This window comes from Pseudomonas sp. HAR-UPW-AIA-41, assembly GCF_002304225.1.
GTDB lineage: Bacteria > Pseudomonadota > Gammaproteobacteria > Pseudomonadales > Pseudomonadaceae > Aquipseudomonas.
In genome coordinates, this window is sequence record NZ_NSLB01000001.1 from 635,673 (window position 1) to 659,941 (window position 24,269).

The window sequence follows — 24,269 nt, forward strand, 5'->3', positions numbered from 1 at the left end:
CGTGCGCAGGACGAGAGCATTACAGCTTGAGCAACTGCACGGCCCGGGTCAGTTCGGTGGACAGGCGTGCCAGGGCATCGCTGGTTTCCGCCGAGTCGTGGGTCATCTGCACGCTCTTGACCGTGACATCGCGGATATCCAGCACGGCGCGGTTCATTTCCGCGGCGACCTGAGTCTGCTGGGCGGCGGCAGTGGCGATCTGTGTGTTGCTGTCGCGCATCTGTGACACCGCGTCGGCAATGCTGCTCAGCGCTGCGCCGGCTTCATCGGCCTGGCGCACGCAGTCATCGGCTTTCAGCGAGCTGTCCTGCATGAATTCCACGGCATCGCGGGTACCGCTCTGCAGCTGCTGAATCATCTGGGTGATTTCGTCGGTGGAGTCCTGCACGCGGCGGGCGAGGTTGCGTACCTCGTCGGCGACCACGGCGAAACCTCGGCCCATTTCACCGGCACGGGCGGCTTCGATGGCGGCGTTGAGCGCGAGCAGGTTGGTCTGCTCGGCGATGCCGTGGATCACACTGACCACGCTGCTGATCTTCTGGCTGTCTTCGGCCAGGCGCTGGATCATCTGCGCGGTTTCCTGCACGCCGCTGGACAGACCGGAGATCGACTGTCCTACCAGTTGCACGGCCTGCTGGCCTGCGCTGGCCAGTTCATGTGCCTGTTGCGACTGGTCTCGGGTGGACGCGGCATGCTGGGCAATCTCGTGCACGTTGGAGGTCATTTCACCAATCGAATGCGCCGCCTCGTCGGTGGTCTGCTGCTGGCCGTGCATGCCGTTACGCATGTCCTTCATGCGAGCGGCGAGCAGACCGGCCTGTTCGTCCAGTCGTGCCGCCGCCTCTGCCACTGTGTTACCCACACGTTGATAACCGGTCTGCATGGCGTTGAAGGCACCGGCCATCTGGCCGACTTCATCGCGAGAGTCGAGTTTGACTCGGATGCTCACATCACCCGTTTTTTCCACATGCAGCATGGCGTCTTTGAGGCGGTGCAGGTGACTGAGGATAAAGTGGATGAGCATCTGAGAGCTGGCCAATAGCATCAGCATCAGAACGAAAACGCAGAGTGCATAGGCAAGAAAGTGTTGGCCAAGCAAGTTCAGCAGTGAGGGCGTGTAGGCCAGCAAGGCATAGCGTTCATTGCCTCGCTCGAATAACTGGGCACCGATCAGTGGTTCACTGGCGAGCAGGCTGTCATGGCTTAGCGCCTGCCAACCACTTCCCTGTTGCAGTTTGGTCGGCAGTTCTCTGGGCCAGTTCTGGTCAAGGCGTTTGAGGTGATTGATATTGGGAAGCGGATTGCCCTCCGGCCATTGCGCGAGCAAACGGGCCTGCTCCTGAACGTGGGCTTGCTGCTGAGCTGCCAGATTCAGCTGTTCCAGATGCAGTGCAAACAGCACCAGCAACAGCGTTGTGGCGAACGATACGGCGTTTACGGCCCAGAACTTGTACTTCAGCGAGAGATTACGCAGCCAAGCATTCATGGTGTGCCCTTGTATGGCGGCAGATGACGAGGCAAAGCCAGTTGATTATTGACCATGCAGCACTGTTGTGCCGGCTGGCAAAAGGCCATCCGCGCAGGGGTCGCATTCTGTAGCGGCGTGTCCGACAAAACCTTGAGCCAGATCAGCCGTGAGAATCAATCCTGGTTATTTTCTGACCATATGGGCAAGTTGAAGAAGCGCCGGGCGGTGTCGGTGGTCTGCGCAGCCAGTTCGGCCTCGCACTGGCCACGGTGACGGGCCACTTCGCTGAGCACATAGGGCAGGTAGGCCGGCTCGTTGTGCCCGCTTTTCGGCTTTGGACGCAGAGTGCGGGGCAGCAGATAGGGCGCATCGCTTTCCAGCATCAGGCGATTGCCCGGGATATTGCCGACCAGGCTGTGCAGGTGGGTGCCACGGCGCTCGTCACAGATCCAGCCGGTGATGCCGATGTGCAGATCCAGATCAAGGTAGGCGAACAGTGCCTGGCGCTCGCCGGTGAAACAATGCACCACGGCGGCCGGCAACTGGTCGCGGTAGTGGCGCAGGATGGCCAACAGGCGGGTATCGGCTTCACGTTCGTGGAGAAACACCGGTAATTGAAGCTCTACGGCCAGTTGCAGTTGCGCTTCCAGGGCCTGTTCCTGCTGCGGGCGCGGCGAGAAGCCACGGTTGAAGTCCAGGCCGCACTCGCCGACGGCACGGCAGCGCGGCTGGAGCAGCAGGTCGCGCAGCTGGCGTTCGCTGTCGGCATTCCATTCCCTGGCATCGTGTGGGTGGACGCCGGCGGTGCTGAACAGCTGCTGACCGGACTTGTCCAGCTCCTCGCACAGGCGCAGGGCCGCCTCGCTTTCGCTCAGGGAGGTCCCGGTCAGAAGCAATTGCACCACGCCTGCCTCGCGGGCGCGGCGCAGGACGGCCGGAGCTTCGCGGGCCAGGCTGGGGTGGGTCAGGTTGACGCCGATATCGATCAGTTGCATGGTGGCCTTGAGCTGTTTTGGGCGGTTTCAGGTGACGGCAGAAGACGCTCAGTCACCGCTTATGGCGGCGATTTTACCGGGGTTTGCAGCGGTTCGGCTTGGCAGTCGTCAGGGCCTGTGCGAACCTCCGCGCCCCGCGATGGTCTTAGCTGGCGCTTGGCGCCGTGTGCCGGGGCCGGTTTGCTGCAACCCGCGCGGTATTCATGTGCTGTGGCGTTCAACTGATAGGCGCCGCTCAACCGATGTGTCACCAACGGATTCGTCTATGACTGCATCACTCACCCCGGCCGAAGCGGTCCGGCCTATGCCCAGCCTGTCCGGTCAGGCGCCGCGTTGCTGAGAGTCCTGCTGTGCCTGTTGCTGGGGCTGCTGTGCATGCCGGCCAGCGCGCGCGTGGCCGATCCACTGCAGACCTGGAACAGTCCGGCTTCCCGTGATCTGGCGCAGATCCGCCGCAGCGGCGAGCTGCGCGTGCTGGTCAACGAGAGCCGCGCCAGCTCCGGTGAGGTGCGTGGTCAGGCGGTGGGCGCGGAGTATCACCGGCTCAAGGCGTTCGAGCGCTTCCTCAACCAGCGGCAGCAGGGCAGTGTGCGACTGAAGCTGCTGCCGCGGCCCAAAACCGAGTTGCTCAAGGCCCTGCAGCGTGGCGACGGGGATCTGGTGGCCAGCAGCGAGCTGCTGCAGAGCGAGACGGCCATTCATGTCAGCTCCAGTCAGGCGCTGCGCGAGGCGGTGCCGCTTGTGGTGGTCACCCGCCAGGGCGTGCGGCGCAACCTGCGTTTTGAACACATGGCCGGACGCAGCCTGGCACTGCCGCGGGGCAGCGCGGCGGTGGAGGCTGTGCGGCGGATCAACCAGCAGCTGACCGAACGCCGGCTGGCGCCGCTGATGATCGAGTGGGTAGATGAGTCGCTGGCGGTGGAGGATGTGCTGGAGATGGTTCAGGCCGGCATCTACAACTACAGCGCGGTGGAGCTGCCGTTGGCCGAGCGCTGGGGCAAGGTGCTGCCGCGTCTGCGTATCGACCGCCATCTGGTGCTGGATAACCAGCGCGATCTCAACTGGTATGTGCGTCCGGATGCCCCGACTCTGCGCGCCAGCCTGGACACCTTTCTGGATGACTACCGCGCGCCGGCGGATCAGGATGCGGTGTTTCAGCGGGTCTACCGGCGCTCGTACAAGGTGCATTACCCGCTCAACCGTGCCGATCGCCAGCGTCTGGAGAAGGTCCGGCCGGTGTTACAGAAATATGCCGCCCAGCAGGACTTTGACTGGCTGGCGCTGGCGGCGATTGCCTACAAGGAGTCCAGCCTCAACCCGGCAGCGCGGGGCGCTAATGGGGCGACCGGTCTGATGCAGATTACGCCGGCGGCGGCACGCAGTGTAGGCGTGGGCAATATTGCGGTGCTGGACAGCAATGTGCAGGCGGCGACGCGCTACATGGCGAAGATCCGCCGCAGCTTTTTCGCCAGCCCGCGGCTGGATCCGAATGAGCGTCTGGCCTTCATTCTGGCGGCTTACAACATGGGGCCGCAGCGGGTGCAGAGTCTGCGGGCCGAAGCCAGGCGCCGGGGGCTGGATGCCGATCGCTGGTTCTTTCAGGTCGAGCGGATTGCTCTGGAGCAGGTCGGCATGGGGCCCGTCAGCTATGTGGCGGCCGTCAATAAATACCGCCTGGCCTTCGATCGGGAGCGTGATGTGCTGGAACCGCGATCTGCACGTAAATAATCGATTATTTCGATTTTTATGGCGGACTTTTTGCGCTTTTTGTATCGATAATGCGCATATAAGGTGTCTCTCACCTGCTACCCATTCGTGAGGACACCACCATGCACAAGCTTCGTCGCGTTCTGTTCAATACCCAGGCCGGCTATGCCATCACCCTGCTGCGAATCACCACCGGTCTGACCTTTGCCGCCCATGGCGCGCAGAAACTGTTTGGCTGGTTTGGTGGCTACGGGCTGGAGGGCACCGGGCAATGGATGGCCTCGATCGGTCTGGAGCCGGGCGTGCTGATGGCATTGCTGGCTGGCAGTGCGGAGTTCTTCGGCGGTTTGTTGCTGGTTATTGGGCTCTTGGTACGCCCGGCCGCTCTGTCACTGGTTGTGGCTATGTTGATCGCGCTGTTCTGGGTGCACCTGGGTAACGGTTTCTTCATGGCCAGCAATGGCTTCGAATACGCCATGACCCTGGCGGTGATCAGTGTGGTCCTGTTGCTGGAGGGAGCCGGGCGGCTGTCGGTGGATGCGCGCCTGCAAGGCTGAGCGCTGAGACTCCGGGGCCGCAAGTGCGGCCCCGGTCGTTTCAATTGCTGTTGTTTTCTTGCCGGCTTTGATGAAGCGCCAGGGCCGCGTCGAGGCGCAGGCGTTCCTGTTCGTTGAAGTTGCTGGAAATTAGCTCGTCGAGGGCCGCTTGCCGGTCTGTCTCGCTGAGTCCGGGGTTGTTCTCGATTTCGGCTTTGGCACTGCTGTATCGCTTGAGGCGTTGCTGCCAGTCGGCGCGTTGCTGGTCCAGCGCTTCCAGACGCGCGGTGGCTTCGCTCCCCACCAGTTGCTGGCGCAGGGCGCGCAACTCCTCGGGGCTTCCGTTGCGCGCTCGCAGGGCCTGGGTCTGCTGGTGCAGCTCGCTTTGCAGCTGCGGTAGTACAGCCTGTTCGAGGATTTCCGGCAGGCTGTCGCGCAGTGCCTGCATGGCCTGGCCCTTTTGTTCGGCGCTGAGGCTGGCGTCGTTCTGAATACTCAGGCGGTTCAGGGTGAACTGGTTGTAGGCCTCTTCCTCGGCGAAGAACGCCTGGTGAGCCTCCTGACTGAACAGGCGGGCGCGCAATGCACTCACGGCCTGTTCGCGCTGACGAATGCCATCCAGATGAGTCAGCTGCGGCAGGTCGCGTTCCAGATCGACCAGCTGGCGTTTGTAATCGAGGTATTGCTGAAGAAGCTGCAGGGCCTGGCCTTCTGCCGGCTCCGTCAGTTGTGCGGTGATATAGCTTTGCAGGCGTTCGATGCTGGCCTTGAGTGGTTCCTCGCCGAAGCTGCTCAGGAAGTAGTCGAACAGGTGGCGTATCTCGCCTTCGATGATCAGGTTGCCACTGGCATCGACCCGCAGGCGTCCATCGATCTCGGTGCCCTGAAAGGACGCCGGGAGGGGCTTGATGCCGCTCGGCAGTGGCCTGGTAGCCTCTGCGGACTCTGCCGCCGGCGTCACGCTGCGGTTTTCGCTTGCAGCAGTGGGAGCTGCAGGCAGGGGAGTATCCGTTGCTGGCTGCGACCACCAGATCACGCCAGTGATGGTGGCCAGCGCCAGGGTCAGCGTCAGTACATAGGTCCTGAGTTCAGTAGGCTTCATCGGGCAGGGCGTCTCGCAGTCTGGAGGGAAGGTGCAGGGCCGGAGCCCTGCACCAGGTCTGGCGGGTGTCAGACTCCGTCGTTCTTCAGACGGTTGGCCACCTGGCGGTAGACCGTCACCGGGCTGGTCTCGAACAGGCTGGTCAGACCGAAGGCCTGGTTCACTTCGTCGAGGTGGTTCATCCGGTAGTTGTCGCGAATCACTTTGCCCAGGTGCGAGCTGCAGCGTCCGACCAGGCCATCGTTGGGCTCGTCGAAGGTCAGCGAAGCGGCGCCGGTCAGCAGATCGCTCGGATCGAGCATGTTGGTCAGCGGGCTGGTGCCACTCCAGGAGTAGTAGCGCACGCCGTTGACCTTGTAGGCGCCTTCGCCACAGGCGGTGGTCGGCAGGCCTTGCGGGTATTTGGCGTTGAACACGGCAGCGCCCTTGCTGTTCAGCGACTCCAGGCTGCCCAGCGCATTCTGCGGCGTCATGCTGCTGCTACCAGAGAGGAAGTTGATCACGGTGCCCAGGGCATTGACGATGCCGACCAGCAGCGGGGTGGCGACGGGGCCGACAGGGCTTTCGGTGATCGATTTGAGGAAGTCGGCAGTATCCGAGCCCTTGTGCGGGGCGCCGACGCTGACCGCGGAAGCCACCAGATCCGGGCGGACGGCCGCGACATAGCGGATGGTCGGGCCACCGTGGCTGTGGCCGATCAGGTTGACCTTGCCGGCACCGCTGATGGCGGCAATTTCCTCGACCTGCTCCAGCAACTCTTCACCACGGGTTTCCGAGGTGTTCAGTTGTGACACTTCACTGATGTAGACCTTGGCGCCACCACTGCGCAGGGCTGAGGGAATGCCATACCAGTAGTCGATGCCCAGCAGGCTGTCGAAACCGAGCATGCCGTGGGTCAGCACGATCGGGTATTTGGTCTGGGTGTAGGAGGCCTGACTGACCTGGGCGGTAGCCGCCAGGCCGAGGCCGATGCAAACAGCGAGCAGAGTCTTGTTCTTGTTCATGGATGCTCTCAAAAGATGGTTAGGCAGAACCGTCCTTGCAGGCTGTCACGCCCCTCCTGAACGTGCACATCAGCTGACAGGGCATGGCAGGAACCATGCCACAGGCGCGTGAAATTAGAGCGAAGGCTCTATTCCGGGCTGTATGTAAATACAGCGAACGAATGTTCACCTTTTCTGATTGGCTCCCGCGTTACAGGTCGCCACGGTTAGAGTTGCCTGTGGTGTCAGTGCGCGGGATCGGCGTGTTCAGCCATGCGCCATTGCTCATGGCATTTGCGTCGTTATCTGAGGCGATTGTGCCAGTTCGCCCATCAAAGGTTGGGCCCGCTGGTGGCACAGGAACGGCACGATGGGCGTGGGCGAGTACGTGGAAGTGAGCATGCAGGCCCCGCCAGCCTTGACAGGCTCCGGGGGCATTTTTAGGATGGCCGCCTGGCGCCGATTTAAGAGCAAATTGCGGGGCGCCGCCCGGTTGGGCACATACCGCTAAAGCGCTGGCCCCGGTGTCGCCTCTCACCGCTGCCCGGCGGTAACTCCGAGGCCGAGATTGATGCCATGAGCTGTCCACGTCCCCTACTGCAATTCTCACCGCTGCCGTCCGGTAGTGTCGTTCGCCACCCCCATGTTCTGCTGATTGGCCAGCACTCGCCGAGCCTGCTCAGGTACCTCGAAGGTTGGCCGAAGAACTGGGCGGCTGACCGTCAGAGCCTGCTCAAGTTTGCGGCGCCCCAGGCTGCCGAACTGCGTGAACTGCCGGATGCAGCCTTCGATCTGGTGGTGCTTGGTGAGTCTTCCGGCGCACTGACTGACGAGCTGCTGCATGAGGTGCTGCGTGTGGCTCGCCAGGGATTGATTCGCCTGCGCTGAAGGGCGGCGGGCTGTCTTCAGGGATAGTCGATCGCGGTGATCACGTAGTACTGCTCACCCGTGGGAGTCTGTACCTTGACTTCGGCATCCAGCGGCTTGCCGACCAGTGCTCTGGCCAGTGGCGAGTCGATGCTGATCAGGCCCTGGCGCAGATCCAGCTCGTCGGGGCCGACGATGCGATAGCGTGCCTCGTTGCCGTCTTCGTCTTCCACTGTCACCCAGGCGCCGAAGTAGACCTTGCCTGCGTCCGCCGGGCGCTCGCTGACCACCTTGAGATTTTCCAGGCGCTTGCTGAGAAAGCGCACGCGGCTGTCGATTTCACGCAGCATCTTCTTGCCGTAGGTGTACTCGGCATTTTCCGAACGATCGCCCTGGGCGGCGGCTTCGCTGACGGCCTGAGTCACCTGTGGCCGGCGCACATGCCACAGCTCGTGAAGCTCTGCACGCAGGCGCGCCTCGCCTTCGGGGGTGATCAGGGGAGTGCCGGCACTGCGCGGCGGACGGTAACGACTCATGGCGACTGTTCGTTCAGCTCTTTTCGTTTCAGCTTTCGCGCAGCACCGACAGCGGGCTGGCGTGAATCAACCGGCGGGTTCCCAGACTGCCGGCAAGGCTCACCAGCAAGGCGCCGGCCAGCGGCAGCAGGAGCAGCCAGGGATGGGGCTGCCAGGCGATATCGAGGGCGAAATGATACAGCAGGTAGCTGACCAGCTCGCAGCCGAGCATGGCCAGCATGCCGCTGCTGGTGCCCAGCAGGGCAAACTCGCGCAGGCGTGCCTGTTGCAGCAGACGCCTGGAACCGCCGAGGGCCCGCAGGATGGCGCCCTGTTTGAGACGTTCGTCGAGGGTCGCCTGCAGGCCGGCAAACAGCACGCAGAGGCCGGCGGCCAGCACGAACAGCAGTACGTACTCCACGGCCAGACTGACTTGGGCCAGGATGCTGCGCAGCTGTTCGAGGATTGCATCGACCTGCAGCAGGGTGACGCTGGGGAACTGCCGCGATAGCGGCAGCAGGGCGCCTTCCTGACTCTTGGGCAGGTGGAAGCTGGTCAGGTAGGTCAGCGGCAGACCATCGAGCACGCCGGGGGCGAAGACCATGTAGAAGTTCGGCTGGAAACTGTCCCAGTCGACCACGCGCAGGCTGCTGACTTCCACCTCGCGGGTTTGCCCGGCGATGCTGAAGGTCAGGCGGTCACCCAGCTGGATTTTCAGGTTATCCGCCAGTTTGCTTTCCATCGACACGCCGGGAAGACCGCTGCGTGTGGTACCCAGCCAGGCGCCGGCGGTCAGTTTGTTGCCAGCTGGCAAATCGCTGGCCCAGGTCAGGCCCAGATCGCGCTGGATCGCCCGCTCTCCCTGGGAATCCTTACTGACCAGTTGCTGCACGGGTTGCTGATTGATGGCAATCAGGCGGCCGGGCACCAGCGGGAACAGCGGCTGGCTCTGCGCGCCCTGCTGTTCGAGGGCACTGACAAAGGCTTCCCGCTGCTCGGGCAGGATGTTCATGGCGAAATGATTGGGTGCATCGCCGGGCAACTGGTTCTGCCAGTTATCCAGTAGCTCCCCACGCAGCAGACCGATAACGCCCATGGCCAGCAGTATCAGGCCGAAGGCCAGGGACTGGCCGGTGGCCGCCAGCGGATGGCGCAGCAGTTGGCCGAGTCCCAGGCGCCAGCTTAGCGAGGCGTTTTCCAATACCCGGCGCAGGCTGCGCAGACCCAGCCACAGCAGGCTGCCGAGCAGCAGGCAGGCGAGCAGGCCGCCGCCGAGCAGGGCCAGGGTCAGGCGCCAGTCGAGGCTCAGTCGCCACATGATCAGGCCAAGGGCTGCGATAGCCAGGGCATAGCTGAACCAGGCGGCGACCGGCAGCGGCTGCAGGTCCCGGCGCAGCACCCGCAGAGGCGATACGCGCCCCAGGTTGAGCAGTGGCGGCAGGGCAAAGCCGGCCAGGGTGATCAGACCGCTGGCAATACCTGCCAGTGCCGGAAGCCAGCCAACGGCTGGTAGTTCTTCCGGTAGCAAGCCGCCCAGCAGATGGAGCAGGCCGAGATGGCCAAGCCAGCCGAGCAGGGCGCCGAGCAGGCTGGCGAACAGGCCCAGGGCCAGTAACTGAATGCAGAACAGCTGGGTGATCTGCCGGCGTTGCAGGCCAAAGCAGCGCAGCAGGGCGCTGGTGTCATAACGGCGTGTGGCAAAGCGACTCGCCGACAGCGCCACCGCGACGCCGGCCAACAGCAGGGCGGCCAGACTGGCCAGATTGAGGTAACGCTCGGCTCGGCTCAGTGCGCCGCCCACCTGGGTGTTGCCACCGCGGGCGTCGAGCAGTTGCTGATGAGCGGCTAGATCTGGTTTGGTCTGCTGCCGGTAGGCTCGCACGGCTTCGGCAGACCCTCGCCAGTAATCCCGGTAGCGCACCCGGCTGCCCGGCTGCACCACCTGCGTGGCAGCCAGATCGCTCAGGTTGATCAGGGCGCGTGGCGTGAGGCTGTAGAAGTCGCCGGCACGATCCGGTTCATAGGTGAGCAGGCGGGTCAGGGTCAGCTCTGTCGCGCCTACCTCGATGCGTGCTCCGGGCTCTATGCCCAGGGCCTGGGTGAGGCGTGCTTCGGCCCAGAGCTCGCCCGGTTGCGGCAAGCCGCCGGCCTGTTCTTCAGCAAAGCGCCTGGCAGTGGATTTCAACTCGCCACGCAGCGGGTAGGGGGCCGCCACGGCCTTGACGCTGGCCAGTTGCAGGCCCTGATCGCTGGCCAGCATGCTGGAAAATTCGACACTCTGTGCATGTTGGAGGCCGAGGGCAAGCCCCTTGTCGATCTGTGCAGTAGCGGCCGGCTGGCTGCCGCTCAATACCAGATCGGCGGCGAGGAACTCGCTGGCGCGCAGCACCATGGCTTCCTGCAGGCGGGCGCTGAAGAAGCCGATACTGCAGCTGGCGCTGACGGCAATCAGCAGTGACCAGAACAGCGTGCGCACTTCGGCGGCGCTGCGTTCACGCCATAACAGGCTCAGGGCCAGACGCAGCAGGGCTGGAGTACGCATCAGGGGTCCACGCTCGCCAGCAGGTGGCCGGCTTCTAGGCGAATCTGCCTATGGCAGCGGTGCGCCAGGCGCTCATCGTGGGTGACCAGGACCAGGGTGGTGCCCTGCTCGCGGTTCAGCTCAAAAAGCAGGTCGCTGATGCGCTCTCCGGTCTGGCTGTCGAGATTGCCGGTAGGCTCGTCGGCAAACAGGATCGCCGGATTGCAGGCAAAGGCACGGGCCAGGGCAACCCGCTGTTGTTCGCCGCCGGAGAGCTGGCGCGGCAGGTGGCGCAGGCGCTGGGCCAGGCCGACTCGTTCCAGGAGCTGCTGGGCATGTGCGCGAGCGTCACGGCGACCTGCCAGCTCCAGTGGCAACATGACGTTCTCCCAGGCACTCAGACTGTCGATCAATTGGAACGACTGGAAAACGAAGCCCACCCGCTCGGCACGCACTGCAGCCCGCTGGTCTTCATCCAGTGAGGTCAGCTCCAGTCCGTCGAGCACAATCCGACCCTGGCTGGGCAGGTCGAGTCCGGCGAGCAAACCGAGCAGGGTGGACTTGCCCGAGCCGGAACTGCCGACGATAGCCAGGCTGTCGCCGGCCTTCAGATCAAGACTGAGCGGGTGCAGTAGGGTCAGTTCACCTTCCGCCACAGTGACCACTTTGCTAAGGTCTTGCGCACTCAGAATGCTTTTGCTCATGGAGTTCTCGATGTTGCTGCGCCTGCGCTGGATCGGCCTCGCTCTGTTGTTACTGGCGGCGCCGCTGCGTGCTGAAGTCTGGCTGGTGGTGGGCGATAGTATCAGCGCCGCTTTTGGCCTGGATACGACCCAGGGCTGGGTGGCCCTGTTGCAAAAGCGCCTCGATCAGCAGGGCAAGCGTATTCAGGTCGTCAACGCGTCGATCAGTGGTGACACCAGTGCAGGCGGTCTGGCCCGCCTGCCAGCGCTGCTTGCAGAGCATCGGCCGGCACTGGTGATGATCGAGCTGGGGGGCAATGATGGCTTGCGCGGCACCCCGCTGGCGCAATTGCAACAGAATCTTGCGAACATGATTGCGGCAAGCAAATCCAGTGGCGCTCGGGTGCTGCTGCTGGGCATGCGCCTGCCCCCCAATTACGGTAAACGCTACACCGAGGGTTTTGCCGGAGTCTATGAGCAACTGGCCGTAACCCATCAGGTGCCGTTACTGCCCTTTTTCCTTGAGGGTGTGGGCGGTGTGCCTGGCCTGATGCAGGCTGACGGTATCCATCCCACGGCTGCTGCTCAGCCGCGCCTTCTGGATAACATCTGGCCCTTGCTCGAGGCGCGACTCTAGGCTTTTCCGCGCCAGGCCTTTCGGCTAAGGTGGCGCACCTTCTCCGGAGCCTTCGATGCCGCGCTTTGTCTGGTCCCTGCATGCCTATCAGCTGATCGAGCCTGACGAACAGCTGGACCTGTTTGCCTGCCGGGAAGTGCGTGTGCATCTGCTTGCGCGTCAGCTTGAGCTTGGCGGCTACGCCGACCGTACGCTCTGTGGTGGCCTGCTACCGGCGCAACCCCAGCTGTTGCCGCTAACGCGGGGCGACCTGCGCGATCGTCGTCTGTGTGTCGAGTGTGAGCGTGTCCTGCGCGCGCAAAAGGCCGGCCAGCGCCTGCCCTGGGGCGACGACTGAGGCCTCCCCGGTCTGGGTGGGCCTGGTGTACAATTCCGCATCTTTTTTCTCAACTATTGCTAATCAAGGACTTTCGGATGTTGTCGTGCGTATCTGCCGTCGCCCGTGGCCTGTCGGTCGCCGGTTTGTGTCTGGCTGGCCAGGCCGTTGCTCTGGAACTGCCCCTGCCGCCCCCTGGCGAGGATGTCGTCGGTGAAGTCCGTGTCATTCAAGCCAAGTACGAAGACACCTTCGCCGATATCGCCACGGCCAATGATCTGGGCTACCTGGAAATGGTCGCTGCCAACCCGGGTGTGGACGCCTGGCTGCCGGGTGCTGGCACCGAAATCATTCTGCCGACCCGCTATATCCTGCCGCCGGGACCGCGTGAGGGCATTGTGATCAACCTCGCCGAGTACCGCATGTACTACTTCCCGAAAGGCAAGAATGTGGTGCATACCTTCCCACTGGGCATTGGCCGTGAGGGCTGGGGTTCGCCGATCGCGACCACAACCATCACTGGGAAAACCCCAAATCCAGGTTGGTCGCCGCCTGCCTCGATTCGTGCCGAGCATGCTGCCGATGGTGATCCGCTACCGGCCTACGTGCCGCCGGGGCCTAATAACCCGCTGGGTCCGTTCAAGTTCACTCTGGGCACACCTGGCTACCTGATCCACGGCTCGAACAAGAAGTTCGGGATCGGCATGCGCGTCAGCCACGGCTGTTTCCGCATGCTCAACAACAATGTGCTGGAACTGGCCAAGATGGCGCCGGTGGGCACCAAGGTGCGCATCATCAACGAGCCGTACAAGTTCGGTGTAAGTGGCGGCAAGATCTATCTGGAAGCCCATGCTCCGCTGACCGATGCGCCTGAGGCTCAGGTCTCGGCGGTGGACAAGAATGCCGCCGTGGTCAATGCCCTGCTCAAGCGTGAGGATCTGGTGCAGCAGGTACAGATGGACTGGGATCGTGTTCGTGAGGTGGTCACCGCCGAAGACGGTCTGCCGGTTCAGATCGCCGCGCCGCATGAGGCGATGGCCAGCACCGAAACGCCGCTGCACTGATCGCGTCGTAAGTGAAAAAGCCCGCCTTGTGCGGGTTTTTTCATGTCTGGCAAAAAGTGTCAGGCATAAAAAAACCGACCCATTGCTGGGTCGGTTTCACAAGATAGCCTGAGAGGCTATTACTTGCGGCTGGCTTTTTCCAGCATGCGCAGAGCGCGCTCGTTAGCCTCGTCAGCGGTCTGCTGGGCTTTCTGAGCAGCGGCCAGAGCTTCGTCGGCCTTGTTGTAGGCTTCGTCAGCACGAGCTTGAGCGCGGGCAGCGGAGTCTTCAACAGCGGTCAGACGGGCTTCGGTTTCGCTGGAAGCACAGCCGGTAGCCAGAGCAGCGGCCAGGGCCAGAGCAGAGAATTTCAGAACGTTGTTCATTGGTTTCCCCTTAAGGTGGACTTTTTCCATAAAAAGCAATTCCCCAAGGCTGGGAAATTTGCCGGCCTACATAGTACCCGTTAGTTGTCGTAAGTAAACCAACAGCAGTAACGACATGCTGTTTTTTTTTGCGTTGTGTGGTGACTTTGTGAGTGTGTTGGGGCTCGGTTGTTCAATAAATAGACAAGGTGAGCAAAGTTTGTGCAAGGCGTAAAGACTTGTAGTCGATGGGGGCGTCCAGGCATGGATGCAGCTGCTTGCGCCTGATACGCTTGGTTTTTCCAAGATGTTGCATACACCTGCAGGGAAGGCATCAATGTCCAAGATAATCAAATGGCTGGTATTGGCGGTAATAGCCTTAGCGCTGCTGATCAAACTGTCGCTCTGGTGGTCGGTACGCAACATCATGGACGAGGCAGCCGATAGTCTGCAGCCGTTTGCTGAAGTTACATACGAAGGCGTTACGTCCTCCTTTGATGGTCGCGTGGGGCTGGAGGGGCTGGAAGTTCGGGTCCCGATGGCTGGTGACAGCATCACCATCGAACATGCTCAGCTCAAGTTCAATGGGCTCGGCGAGTTGCTGCGCTTCAAGGAGCGACTGGAGCAGGGCAAGTTCCCCGAACAGATGGCCATCGATCTCAAGGGGATAGCTCTAGAGGTGCACGGCCCGTTTATGCAGGCTCTCTACGACACGCCCGCCGAACGCAGCGTGTTTACTGCCATGAGCGAGGTCAATTGCGGCAAAATCAAGCACATCGGTACGGTCGAGTTGCTGGATATGGGCTATCGCACCCTGGAAACCGATGCCGAATTTTCCTATCGACTTGATCCAGGAGCGCAGAAGCTGACCTTCAATCTGCGTGCCGATACACGCGATATGCTGGAAACGCGCCTTAGCATGGCGCTGATCAACGTCTCGGATAATCCGGGTGATCTGCGGATGAACCCGCCGCGTATCTCCTCTATGACTGTCGAGATGAATGACAACCAGTACCTGCGCAAGGTTCAGGCTTTCTGCGCGGGCAAGCTGGGGCAGAGCGAGGCGGAGTACCAGAAGACCTCGCTGGACAAGTTTGATGCGGTGCTGCGCAGTCAGCGTGTAGGCCTTGATCAACCAGTGCTGGATGCCTATGCCCGCTACCTCAAGGATCCGCAATCACTTCGCCTGGAAATCAATCCAACCGAAGGCATGGCCTGGGATGGTCTGCAGTTCTTCGAGGCCAAGGATGTGCTGCAGATGGTCAACCCGGTGCTGCTGATCAATCAGGAGTCTGTGCAGCCATTGGGCTTTAGCTGGGTCGAGCCGGGGCAGGTCCGCGAGATGGGGGCGCTGGAGAAGATCGTGGCGGAGGAGTCACAGTCGTCTCGCGAAAACTCGACCCAGTATGACTTCGTGCCGGTGGAGCAGTTGGCACAATACACCGGTAAGCGCTTGCAGTTTCTGACCTATGATGGCACCTATTATCAAGGCATTCTGCACAAGGTGGAGAACAGCAGGGCTTACCTCACGGTCCAGTTTGGGGCGGGCAGTGCGGAGATGTTCTTGCGGCTGGATAAGATCGACAAGGTTCGTGTGAATTTCTGAGTGGAGGTGTGAGGCGCGATGAAGCAGAGCCTGCCCATTGAGCACGATGTGATCAAACATCAGTTTGCGCTGGTGGTGGATGGTCATCGTGCCTATCTGGCCTACATGGACTTGGGCAAGCAGACCCTGGATTTCTATCGCACCTTCGTCCCTAGTGATTTACGTGGACGGGGCATCGCGGCGCACCTGACCGAGCATGCACTCGATTACGCCGAGCGCATGGGCTACAGCGTCATTCCGTCGTGTTCCTATGTCGAGCGCTACATGCAGCGGCGCGAGCGCTAGTCTTCGGGTTGAATCGCAGACACAAAAAAGCCGGGCAATTGCCCGGCTTTTTTGTGTCTGCGGGAAACTCAACGCTGGCGCTTGGGCAGTACGTCCTTGAGCTTGGCGTGCATGCTGCGCACGCTCTTCTCGGTAGCTTCCCAGTCGATGCAGGCGTCGGTGATCGAAACACCATATTGCAGTTGGCACAGATCCTTCGGAATGGGCTGGCTGCCCCAGCCGAGGTGGCTTTCCACCATCAGGCCGACGATCGAGTTGTTGCCTTCGAGAATCTGGTTGGCAACGTTGTCCATCACCAGAGGCTGCAGCGCCGGATCCTTGTTGGAATTGGCGTGGCTGCAGTCGACCATGATGTTGGCCTTGATCTTGGCTTTGCTCAGCTCCTGCTCGCAGAGCGCGATACTGACCGAGTCATAGTTCGGCTTGCCATTGCCGCCGCGCAGAACCACGTGGCCGTAGGGGTTGCCCTTGGTGGTGACGATGGATACGCCGCCCAGCTGATTGATGCCGAGGAAACGGTGCGGACTGGAAACCGATTGCAGTGCGTTGATGGCGACTGTCAGGCTGCCGTCGGTGCCGTTCTTGAAGCCCACGGCCGAAGACAGGCCGGAGGCCATCTCGCGGTGAGTCTGGGACTCGGTTGTGCGAGCGCCGATCGCGGACCAACTGATCAGGTCCTGCAGGTACTGCGGGGAAATCGGATCCAGGGCTTCGGTGGCCGTCGGCAGGCCCATCTCGGCCAGGTCGCGCAGCAGTTGGCGGCCAATGTGCAGGCCATCCTGAATCTTGAAGGAATCATCCAGGTACGGGTCGTTGATCAGACCCTTCCAGCCGACCGTGGTGCGTGGCTTTTCGAAGTACACGCGCATGACCAGAAACAGGGTATCGGACACCTCGGCGGCCAGTACCTTGAGACGCTCGGCATACTCTTTGGCGGCCTTGACATCATGGATCGAGCAGGGGCCGATCACCACGAACAGGCGGTGATCCTTGCCATCAAGGATGTCACGAACGACCTGGCGGCCATGGGCAACGGTCTTGAGCGCTGCATCGCTCAGGGGGATTTCGCGCTTAAGTTGCTCGGGGGTGATCAGGGTTTCATTCGAGGCAACGTTAAGGTCGTCAATCGGTAAATCAGCCATCGGGGTACTCATCAGGTCACGGATGCCGGCCGCCAGCCTCCCCGCGCGGCGGAGCACAGCACGACGGGCGCTGCGGGGAAGGCCGAACCTTAGCGCGTCGGGCGGGCGGAAACAATGGGCAGGGCGGGCTTCAGGCGTGGCCGGATGCCGCAAAGGTGGCACCGTGCAAGGCAATCCAGTCGCGCGCGACCTCTTCTATCGGCAGGCTGTGGCCGACTTCGGCTTCGCGTTGCAGGCGATAGCATTCGATCTGACAGACCTGCTCGACCATGCGCGCGCGGAACAGGTTGTCCTCATCGGTGAAGGCAATGCCTACCAGATAGTCGCCGGCACGCTTGCGGCACCAGGCAACCACACCGCTGTAGTGGGCTTCGCTGCCGAGCAGCGGCACGTGAAGCTCCACCCAGAGACCGCGCTTGAAGTTGCGCTGCGAGTTGCAGGCAACCCCACCGAGGCTGATATTGTTGAGCTGCTGGTGCACCTGTTGCTTTCGGGCAATCAGCTCCACCGGCATTTCTGTAGGGTGACGCAGGTATTGACGCATGGCGGCGTACTCCGAGTGCCGACAAACGCAAGGCGGTGATGTCAGTATAGTGGCAAATCTGCGGCTGTCCGATCTGGATGCCGATCGCCAGTTACTGGATCTGCCGGGCGCCTCGCTGGTGATCTTTACCAGCATGGGTTGTGCCAGTTGCCGCTTTCTGGAGCAGTGGCTGCCTAAACAGACACTGCCCGTTCAGCGATTGATCTGGATCGATGCCGGCGAGAGTCAGGGATTGGTCAGTCGTTACGAGGTTTTCCATCTGCCAGCTCTGTTTCTGGTGCGTGATGGTCATTTTTTTGGCGAGGTGCGCGCAGCTCTGCGTGGCGACTCGCTGGTCAAGGCGCTGGCCGTGCAGTGGCAACAGCCAGCCGAGGAGCTCCCCTGATGGTTGAACAACGCTCGCCGCGGATCGGCATTATTGGTGCCGGGGCGATTGGCGGTTATTACGGCATGCTGCTGGCCCGTGCCGGTCTGGATGTCCATTTTCTCCTGCGCAGCGACTACGCCGTTGTCGCTGAACAGGGCCTGCGACTCGACAGTGTCGTACATGGCCAGCTGCATCTGAGCAACCTGCAGGTCTATGCCGATGCGGCCAGCATGCCGGCGTGCGACTGGCTGCTGGTGGGCGCCAAGACCACCAGTAATGCCGAGCTGGCCCCGCTGCTGGTGCAGATTGCCGCACCCGGTGCCAAGGTGGTGTTGCTGCAGAATGGACTGGCTGTGGAAGAGACGCTGCGTCCGCTGCTCCCGGACTCCCTGCATCTGCTGGGTGGCCTGTGTTTCATCTGCGTGCACCGAGCTGCCGCCGGGCAGATCGTGCATCAGGCCTATGGTGGCATCAATCTGGGCTATCACTCGGGGCCCGGCGATGGTGATGCTGTTCTGGCTGAAGGCGTGGCGCTGCTGCGTCAGGCTGAGATTGATGCCAATCCGGTCGCCAATCTGGCACAGGCGCGTTGGCAGAAGCTGGTGTGGAACGTGCCTTACAACGGGCTTTCCGTGCTGCTCAACAGCGGTACTGCAGCCATGATGCAGCAGTCCGATAGCCGTGCACTGATTGCCAGCTTGATGGAAGAAGTGATCAGCGCAGCCGCCGCCTGTGGCCATGCCTTGCCGGAGGGATTGGCGGACAAGCTGCTTCTGGCAACCGACCGTATGCCGGATTATCTGCCGAGTATGTATCACGACCGGCAACTGGGTCGGGTGATGGAGCTCGACGCGGTTTATGCCGCACCGCTGGCCGTGGCAGCCGCCGCGGGCGTGTGCATGCCGCAGACGCGCATGCTGCTGCAATGCCTGCGTTTCCTCGAAACGCCCTGAAGGAGCCTGAGCATGGCCAAGGGATTGGGCGACAAACTGGTGGTGGCCATTTCTTCAAGCGCCTTGTTCGACTTGAGTGCCAGTCACTGGGTCTATGAAACGCAGGGTATCGAGGCTTACCGGCAGTATCAGATCGACCATGAGGACGAGTGCCTGCAGCCCGGCGAAGCTTTTCCGCTGGTGCAGAAGCTGCTGGCGCTCAACCCGCCGGGTGGTGAGGCGCGTACCGAGGTGATCCTGGTGTCGCGCAACAGCGCCGATACGGGGCTGCGCGCGTTCAATTCCATCCAGCAGCATGGCCTTCCCATCTCCCGCGCGGCATTCGTGGGTGGGCGCAGTCCCTATCCCTACCTGGCGGCGTTTGGCTGCCATCTGTTTCTCTCGACCCATGCCGAAGATGTGCGCAACGCGCTGGCGGCGGGGTTTGCTGCGGCGACCATCCTCTCCGGTGGCAGTCGCCGGGCCGACAGCGGTGAACTGCGCATTGCCTTCGATGGTGATGCCGTACTGTTTTCCGATGAGTCCGAGCGGGTTTACCAGCAGAGCGGGCTGGATGCCTTTCAGCGCAGTGAGCGTCAGGCGGCCCATCAGCCGCTGGCGGGCGGGCCGTTCAAGCCTTTCCTTGCGGCACTGAACCGGTTGCAGCAGGCCTTTCCGGCTGAGGCCTGTCCGATTCGCACGGCATTGGTTACTGCGCGTTCCGCGCCTGCCCATGAGCGGGTGATCCGCACCCTGCGCGATTGGGATATCCGTCTGGATGAGTCGCTGTTTCTCGGTGGCCTGGATAAATCGGGGTTCCTCGAGGCTTTTGCTGCCGACGTGTTTTTCGATGATCAATTGGGCCATTGTGAGAAGGCGCGCGGGGTTGTGCCGACGGGTCATGTTCCCCATGGCATCAGCAATAGCGAGCAGGGCTGACTACCCTGTAGAGGCCACGTTGGTAGTTGAGGAAGTCACATGGTGCAGTCGATTCTGTATGCCACTGATCTGGGTCTGTATTCGCCCTACGTCCTGCAGCACGCACTGAGTCTGGCGAGGTCATTCGGCGCCCAGTTGCATGTGGTGCATGCCGTGGAGCCGCTGAGCCTGTTTGCCGAATCGGTATTGCAGACCTATGTCGAGGAAACGCGTTTGCGCGAGTTGCGCGAGAAGGGCATGCAGGTCGTGCTGGAAAGCATTCGTCAGCGCGTACTGGAAAGTTTTCGCGAGGAAATGCAGGACGCCGGTCAGGACATGCAGCTGATTGCTTCCCTGCAGGTGGTGCAGGGCGATCCGCCGCAGGTCATTCTCGATGAGGCCAATCGGCTGGGTGTCGAGCTGGTGGTGGTCGGGAGCCACAGTCATGGCACCGCCTGGGATGCCCCGCTGGGGCGCACGGCCCTGCGTTTGCTGCAGCTGGCCGAGGTGCCGGTATATCTGGTGCCGATGCTGCAGCACCGTGGGCGGGGAGATTTCTGATAGATCGTCGGACGGACGGCAAGCAGAATAAAAAAAAGCGACTAGCTTTACTGGTTAAACCATTAATATGGTTATAACAAAGGTCGTTGTTGACGGGAGCGGGCCGCCGCTCCGAGGGAGAGTCATGAAACTGCAGCAGCTGCGCTACATCTGGGAAGTCGCGCACCATGATCTGAACGTCTCGGCGACGGCGCAGAGCCTGTATACCTCGCAACCGGGGATCAGCAAGCAGATTCGCCTGCTTGAAGACGAGCTGGGTGTTGAAGTCTTTGCCCGCAGCGGCAAGCACCTGACCCGCATTACCCCGGCGGGCGAGCGCATCATCACCACCGCCGGCGAGATTCTGCGCAAGGTCGAGAGCATCAAGCAGATTGCCCAGGAGTTCTCCAACGAGAAGAAGGGCACCCTCTCGATTGCCACCACCCACACCCAGGCACGCTATGCACTCCCGCCGGTGATCAGCAGCTTCATCAAGCAGTACCCAGAAGTGTCTCTGCACATGCATCAGGGTACGCCGATGCAGATTGCCGAGATGGCTGCCGATGGCACCGTGGACTTCGCCATTGCCACCGAAGCGCTGGAGCTCTTCGGTGATCTGGTGATGATGCCCTGCTATCGCTGGAATCGTTGCGTGATCGTGCCGCAGGGCCATCCGCTGACCAAATTGCCGAAGCTGACCCTGGAGGCGCTGGCTGATCAGCCGCTGGTGACCTATGTATTTGGCTTTACCGGGCGCTCGAAGCTCGATGATGCCTTCAGTCATCGCGGCCTGACCCCGAAGGTGGTGTTTACCGCCGCCGACGCGGACGTGATCAAGACCTATGTCCGACTGGGGCTGGGCGTCGGCATCGTGGCGCACATGGCGGTTGATCCCAAACTCGACAGCGATCTGGTGATGCTCGATGCCAGCGAGCTGTTCGAGTCCAGTGTGACCAAGATCGGTTTCCGTCGCGGTACCTTCCTGCGTGGCTTCATGCATGACTTCATCGAGAAGTTTGCCCCGCACCTGACCCGCGAGCGGGTGGCCAAGGCGCTGCAATGCCATAACAAGGCAGAGCTGGATGAGCTGTTCGATGGCGTCGAGCTGCCGGTTTACTGAGTTTCTTCTGCGCAACAAAAAGCCCGGCCTAGGCCGGGCTTTTTCATGGCCGCTGATCAGCCTTTGCTGATCAGGTTGCCGGCGTGCAGGCCGCACTCCTTGTGTGTGGCTTCCTCCCACCACCAGCGGCCTTCGCGCTCATGCTGGTTAGGCAGTACCGGACGGGTGCAGGGCTCGCAGCCGATGCTGATGAAGCCGCGCTCGTGCAGGGGGTTGTACGGCAGCTCCAACATGCGGATGTAGCCCCAGACTTCCTCGCTGCTCATCTGCGCCAGCGGATTGAACTTGTACAGAGGACGTTCAGGCGTGGAGAAGGCTGCGTCCAGTTCAAGTCCGGCTACCTGGCTGCGGGTACCGGGGCTCTGGTCGCGGCGCTGACCCGTGGCCCAGGCCTTGACGGTCGCCAGCTTGCGCTTGAGTGGGGCAATCTTGCGCACGCCGCAGCACTCGCCGTGGCCATCCTTGTAGAAGCTGAACAGGCCCTTGTCCTTGACCAGTGCTTCGACAGCTGCGGCTTCAGGCGACAGCACTTCAATGGCGATGCCGTAGTGCTCGCGGACCTGCTCGATGAAGCGGTAGGTCTCCGGATGCAGACGACCGGTATCCAGGCTGAACACCTTGACGTTCTTGTTCAGCTTCCAGGCCATGTCGACCAGCACCACGTCTTCGGCGCCGCTGAAGGAGATCCACAGCTCGTCGCCGAAGTGCTCGAAGGCCAGTTTGAGAATGTCTTGTGGTGACTTGTTGGCGTAACTGGCAGCCAGCTCGGCGGCATTGAAGGGTTGGCTCATCAGGCGGTTCCTTATCACTGGCGCCTGTGCGCGGCGCTTTCGTGGCGGCGATGTTAGCAAAGCCGCTTTATATTCCTAAATAACGATAGCTAACGGTGACCTTGTGCTTTGGGTATAAGGCACGCGTTGCACTGCGGCAGGCGAGTCGCTAGAGTGCCGCCTTCTTTCATCACCTTGTTCAAGGAGTCGCCTGTGGAAATCGCCTGTCTCGACCTGGAAGGCGTGCTGGTCCCGGAAATCTGGATCGCATTTGCCGAGAAAACTGGTATCGATGCGCTGAAGGCGACCACTCGCGACATCCCCGATTACGACGTGCTGATGAAGCAGCGCCTGCGCATTCTGGATGAGCATGGTCTGAAGCTGAAGGATATTCAGGATGTGATCGCAACCCTGAAACCCCTGGAAGGCGCCGTTGAATTTGTTGACTGGCTGCGCGAGCGTTTCCAGGTGGTGATCCTGTCCGACACCTTCTACGAGTTCTCCCAGCCGCTGATGCGTCAGCTGGGCTTCCCGACCCTGCTGTGCCACAAGCTGATCACCGACGAGACCGATCGTGTGGTGGATTATCAGCTGCGCCAGAAGGATCCCAAGCGTCAGTCGGTCATTGCTTTCAAGAGCCTCTACTACCGTGTGATCGCTGCCGGCGACTCGTACAACGACACCACCATGCTCAGCGAGGCCCATGCCGGCATCCTGTTCCATGCCCCGGATAACGTGATTCGCGAGTTCCCGCAATTCCCGGCTGTACACACCTATGAGGATCTCAAGAAAGAGTTCCTCAAGGCCTCGGTACGCAACCTCAGCCTGTAAGGCTGAGTCATAAAAAAGGCCCGCGAATGCGGGCCTTTTTTGTTGTGGTCACGCTCAGAGCGTCTGTTCCAGGGTGCGCAGCAGCACATCGACCTTGGTCAGCGACTCCTGGTATTCGGCCTGCCAGTTCGAGTCGGCCACGATTCCACCACCGCCCCAGCAGGATACCTGGCCGTCCTTGAACAGCAGCGTTCGGATAGCGATCGAGCTGTCCATCTCGCCGCGCACATCCAGATAGAGCAGGGAGCCGCAGTAGATCGAACGGCGGGTCGGTTCCAGTTCGTCGATGATCTGCATGGCACGGATTTTCGGTGCGCCGGTAATCGAGCCGCCCGGGAAGCTGCCCAGCAGCAGGTCGATGCTGTCCTTGCCGGGCGCCAGCTGTCCGGTCACGCAACTCACCAGGTGGTGCACGTTGGGGTAGCTTTCCAGAGCAAAGAGTTCTGGTACCCGCACCGAGCCAATGGCGCAGCTGCGCCCCAGGTCATTGCGCAGCAGGTCGACGATCATCAGGTTTTCTGCGCGATCCTTGCGGCTGTTCAGCAGTTCTGCCGCGTTGGCCTGGTCGCTTGGTTCGGTGTTGCCGCGTGGTCGGGTGCCCTTGATCGGTCGCGTTTCCACGTGTCCCTGACTGACTTTGAGAAAGCGCTCCGGCGACAGGCTGACGATGGCGTCATCGGCGGCCAGGCTCAGATAGGCAGAGAAGGGTGTCGGGCAGGCCTGACGCAGCAGGCTAAAGGCTGGCCAGGGGTTGCCCTGGTAGGGGGCCTGAAAGCGTTGCGCGAAGTTGACCTGGTAGCAGTCGCCGCTGTGGATGTAGTCCTGAATACGGCCGATAGCCTCGGCGTAAGCCGCCTGGCTGATGCCCGCCTGAAAAGGCGCCTGCAAAGCAAAGTGGCTTGAGGCGGTTGGCGCATCGCTGCTCAACAGCTGCAGCAGGTTGTCTCGGCGGGCGTCTGTCAGGCTGGGGTGGCAGACCAACTGGCAGCGTTGCTGCTGGTGGTCGGTGATTAGCGCCCAGTCATAAAGACCGAAGCTGGCCTGTGGCAGCGCGAGGTCATCCTGTGCCTGGCTGGGTAGCGCCTCCAGCCGGCGGCCGAAGTCGTAACTCAGATAGCCGATCAGGCCGCCGGCGAATGGCAGCTCACAGCCGTCCGGCACGTCTGCGTGGCCAAGCCGGTTGAGGGCTTCACGCAGGCGCGCGGCAAAGTCGTTGGCCGATTCGTCACTGCCAATTCGCAGCTGGGCCAATGGCCAGGCGCTGATTAGGTCATAGCGTCCGCGCTCGGCATTTGGGCGCCCGGCATCAAGCAGCACGGCTCCCTCTGCGTGACAGAGTCGCTTGAAGTAGTCGGCAGGGTCAGCTCGGTAGGCGAGCGGAATAACGGAACAGGTCGGCATCAGGTCTGGCCAGGGAGGCGCGGATGCCGATTGTAGACTGCCGGCTGCCTTCGTCCTAGAGCCTCTCTGCGGGTT

General features: G+C 61.8%; 26 protein-coding genes. 14 read left to right on the forward strand and 12 right to left on the reverse strand.

Annotated elements, in window-relative coordinates; translation table 11 throughout:
• Positions 1–19 precede the first annotated feature (19 nt).
• The gene (locus CK486_RS02920; protein WP_095938770.1) at positions 20–1,486 is read right to left on the reverse strand and encodes a methyl-accepting chemotaxis protein; all 1,467 of its coding nucleotides are present in this window, start codon (positions 1,484–1,486) and stop codon (positions 20–22) included.
• Between the two features lie 155 nt (positions 1,487–1,641).
• Positions 1,642–2,463 carry a TatD family hydrolase gene (locus tag CK486_RS02925; protein ID WP_095938771.1) on the reverse strand — a complete coding sequence of 274 codons (822 nt, stop codon included), beginning with the start codon at positions 2,461–2,463 and terminating at the stop codon, positions 1,642–1,644.
• 333 nt (positions 2,464–2,796) lie between these two features.
• Between CK486_RS02925 and CK486_RS02930 the strand changes: the two genes are divergently transcribed.
• Together CK486_RS02930 and CK486_RS02935 are read left to right on the forward strand one after the other, a co-directional pair.
• Positions 2,797–4,191, forward strand: coding sequence for a transglycosylase SLT domain-containing protein (locus CK486_RS02930; RefSeq protein WP_095938772.1), 1,395 nt, complete (start codon positions 2,797–2,799; stop codon positions 4,189–4,191).
• A gap of 101 nt (positions 4,192–4,292) precedes the next feature.
• A complete protein-coding gene (locus CK486_RS02935; protein WP_095938773.1) occupies positions 4,293–4,727 on the forward strand; it encodes a DoxX family protein in 435 nt (144 codons plus the stop codon).
• Between the two features lie 40 nt (positions 4,728–4,767).
• Here CK486_RS02935 and CK486_RS02940 read toward each other — a convergent pair whose 3' ends face one another.
• Complete coding sequence (locus CK486_RS02940; protein ID WP_095938774.1) at positions 4,768–5,808, reverse strand: lipase secretion chaperone; 1,041 nt, start codon at positions 5,806–5,808, stop codon at positions 4,768–4,770.
• 68 nt (positions 5,809–5,876) lie between these two features.
• Positions 5,877–6,812 carry a triacylglycerol lipase gene (locus CK486_RS02945; protein ID WP_095938775.1) on the reverse strand — a complete coding sequence of 312 codons (936 nt, stop codon included), beginning with the start codon at positions 6,810–6,812 and terminating at the stop codon, positions 5,877–5,879.
• A 555-nt stretch (positions 6,813–7,367) separates the two neighbouring features.
• On the opposite strand from CK486_RS02945, the gene CK486_RS02950 reads away from it, so the two are divergent.
• The gene (locus tag CK486_RS02950; protein WP_095938776.1) at positions 7,368–7,679 is read left to right on the forward strand and encodes a hypothetical protein; all 312 of its coding nucleotides are present in this window, start codon (positions 7,368–7,370) and stop codon (positions 7,677–7,679) included.
• 17 nt (positions 7,680–7,696) lie between these two features.
• Here CK486_RS02950 and greB read toward each other — a convergent pair whose 3' ends face one another.
• The 3 genes from greB to CK486_RS02965 are packed head-to-tail and all read right to left on the reverse strand — an operon-like array spanning position 7,697 to position 11,398.
• Complete coding sequence (gene greB, locus CK486_RS02955) at positions 7,697–8,194, reverse strand: transcription elongation factor GreB (protein WP_095938777.1); 498 nt, start codon at positions 8,192–8,194, stop codon at positions 7,697–7,699.
• A gap of 28 nt (positions 8,195–8,222) precedes the next feature.
• Positions 8,223–10,715 carry an ABC transporter permease gene (locus CK486_RS02960; protein ID WP_095938778.1) on the reverse strand — a complete coding sequence of 831 codons (2,493 nt, stop codon included), beginning with the start codon at positions 10,713–10,715 and terminating at the stop codon, positions 8,223–8,225.
• A complete protein-coding gene (locus CK486_RS02965; RefSeq protein WP_095938779.1) occupies positions 10,715–11,398 on the reverse strand; it encodes an ABC transporter ATP-binding protein in 684 nt (227 codons plus the stop codon). The genes CK486_RS02960 and CK486_RS02965 overlap by 1 nt, the downstream gene beginning before the upstream one ends.
• A gap of 10 nt (positions 11,399–11,408) precedes the next feature.
• On the opposite strand from CK486_RS02965, the gene CK486_RS02970 reads away from it, so the two are divergent.
• The 3 genes from CK486_RS02970 to CK486_RS02980 all read left to right on the forward strand — a co-directional run bounded on the left by CK486_RS02970 (position 11,409) and on the right by CK486_RS02980 (position 13,394).
• Complete coding sequence (locus tag CK486_RS02970) at positions 11,409–12,014, forward strand: arylesterase (RefSeq protein ID WP_095938780.1); 606 nt, start codon at positions 11,409–11,411, stop codon at positions 12,012–12,014.
• Between the two features lie 55 nt (positions 12,015–12,069).
• The gene (locus CK486_RS02975; RefSeq protein WP_095938781.1) at positions 12,070–12,351 is read left to right on the forward strand and encodes a hypothetical protein; all 282 of its coding nucleotides are present in this window, start codon (positions 12,070–12,072) and stop codon (positions 12,349–12,351) included.
• A 77-nt stretch (positions 12,352–12,428) separates the two neighbouring features.
• Entirely contained in the window at positions 12,429–13,394 is a 966-nt protein-coding gene (locus CK486_RS02980; protein ID WP_095938782.1) for a L,D-transpeptidase family protein, read from the forward strand.
• 119 nt (positions 13,395–13,513) lie between these two features.
• Here CK486_RS02980 and CK486_RS02985 read toward each other — a convergent pair whose 3' ends face one another.
• On the reverse strand, positions 13,514–13,759 hold the full coding sequence (locus CK486_RS02985; RefSeq protein ID WP_095938783.1) for an Lpp/OprI family alanine-zipper lipoprotein: 246 nt from the start codon (positions 13,757–13,759) through the stop codon (positions 13,514–13,516).
• Positions 13,760–14,075: 316 nt separating this feature from the next.
• Between CK486_RS02985 and CK486_RS02990 the strand changes: the two genes are divergently transcribed.
• Complete coding sequence (locus CK486_RS02990) at positions 14,076–15,344, forward strand: hypothetical protein (RefSeq protein WP_095938784.1); 1,269 nt, start codon at positions 14,076–14,078, stop codon at positions 15,342–15,344.
• 18 nt (positions 15,345–15,362) lie between these two features.
• Entirely contained in the window at positions 15,363–15,629 is a 267-nt protein-coding gene (locus CK486_RS02995) for a GNAT family N-acetyltransferase (protein ID WP_095938785.1), read from the forward strand.
• 68 nt (positions 15,630–15,697) lie between these two features.
• Here the strand turns inward: CK486_RS02995 and CK486_RS03000 are convergent, their stop codons facing one another.
• Together CK486_RS03000 and CK486_RS03005 are read right to left on the reverse strand one after the other, a co-directional pair.
• Entirely contained in the window at positions 15,698–16,771 is a 1,074-nt protein-coding gene (locus tag CK486_RS03000) for a 3-deoxy-7-phosphoheptulonate synthase (protein WP_095938786.1), read from the reverse strand.
• 130 nt (positions 16,772–16,901) lie between these two features.
• A complete protein-coding gene (locus CK486_RS03005) occupies positions 16,902–17,315 on the reverse strand; it encodes a PilZ domain-containing protein (protein WP_095938787.1) in 414 nt (137 codons plus the stop codon).
• Here CK486_RS03005 and CK486_RS03010 point away from each other — a divergent pair.
• The 5 genes from CK486_RS03010 to cysB all read left to right on the forward strand — a co-directional run bounded on the left by CK486_RS03010 (position 17,314) and on the right by cysB (position 21,192).
• Positions 17,314–17,700, forward strand: coding sequence for a thioredoxin family protein (locus CK486_RS03010; RefSeq protein ID WP_095938788.1), 387 nt, complete (start codon positions 17,314–17,316; stop codon positions 17,698–17,700). The genes CK486_RS03005 and CK486_RS03010 overlap by 2 nt on opposite strands.
• The gene (locus tag CK486_RS03015) at positions 17,700–18,635 is read left to right on the forward strand and encodes a putative 2-dehydropantoate 2-reductase (protein WP_095938789.1); all 936 of its coding nucleotides are present in this window, start codon (positions 17,700–17,702) and stop codon (positions 18,633–18,635) included. Before CK486_RS03010 ends, CK486_RS03015 begins: the two co-directional genes overlap by 1 nt.
• 12 nt (positions 18,636–18,647) lie before the next feature.
• On the forward strand, positions 18,648–19,553 hold the full coding sequence (locus CK486_RS03020) for a 5'-nucleotidase (RefSeq protein WP_095938790.1): 906 nt from the start codon (positions 18,648–18,650) through the stop codon (positions 19,551–19,553).
• A gap of 39 nt (positions 19,554–19,592) precedes the next feature.
• On the forward strand, positions 19,593–20,093 hold the full coding sequence (locus tag CK486_RS03025) for a universal stress protein (protein ID WP_095938791.1): 501 nt from the start codon (positions 19,593–19,595) through the stop codon (positions 20,091–20,093).
• Between the two features lie 124 nt (positions 20,094–20,217).
• Positions 20,218–21,192 carry an HTH-type transcriptional regulator CysB gene (gene cysB, locus CK486_RS03030; protein ID WP_095938792.1) on the forward strand — a complete coding sequence of 325 codons (975 nt, stop codon included), beginning with the start codon at positions 20,218–20,220 and terminating at the stop codon, positions 21,190–21,192.
• 56 nt (positions 21,193–21,248) lie between these two features.
• Here the strand turns inward: cysB and CK486_RS03035 are convergent, their stop codons facing one another.
• Positions 21,249–21,983, reverse strand: coding sequence for a phosphoadenylyl-sulfate reductase (locus CK486_RS03035; RefSeq protein WP_095938793.1), 735 nt, complete (start codon positions 21,981–21,983; stop codon positions 21,249–21,251).
• Between the two features lie 192 nt (positions 21,984–22,175).
• Here CK486_RS03035 and thrH point away from each other — a divergent pair, with 192 nt between their 5' ends.
• Positions 22,176–22,793 carry a bifunctional phosphoserine phosphatase/homoserine phosphotransferase ThrH gene (thrH, locus tag CK486_RS03040; RefSeq protein WP_095938794.1) on the forward strand — a complete coding sequence of 206 codons (618 nt, stop codon included), beginning with the start codon at positions 22,176–22,178 and terminating at the stop codon, positions 22,791–22,793.
• A gap of 54 nt (positions 22,794–22,847) precedes the next feature.
• Here thrH and pabB read toward each other — a convergent pair whose 3' ends face one another.
• Positions 22,848–24,194: an aminodeoxychorismate synthase component I gene (pabB, locus tag CK486_RS03045; RefSeq protein ID WP_095938795.1), complete on the reverse strand. Its 1,347-nt coding sequence runs from the start codon at positions 24,192–24,194 to the stop codon at positions 22,848–22,850.
• Positions 24,195–24,269: the final 75 nt, after the last annotated feature.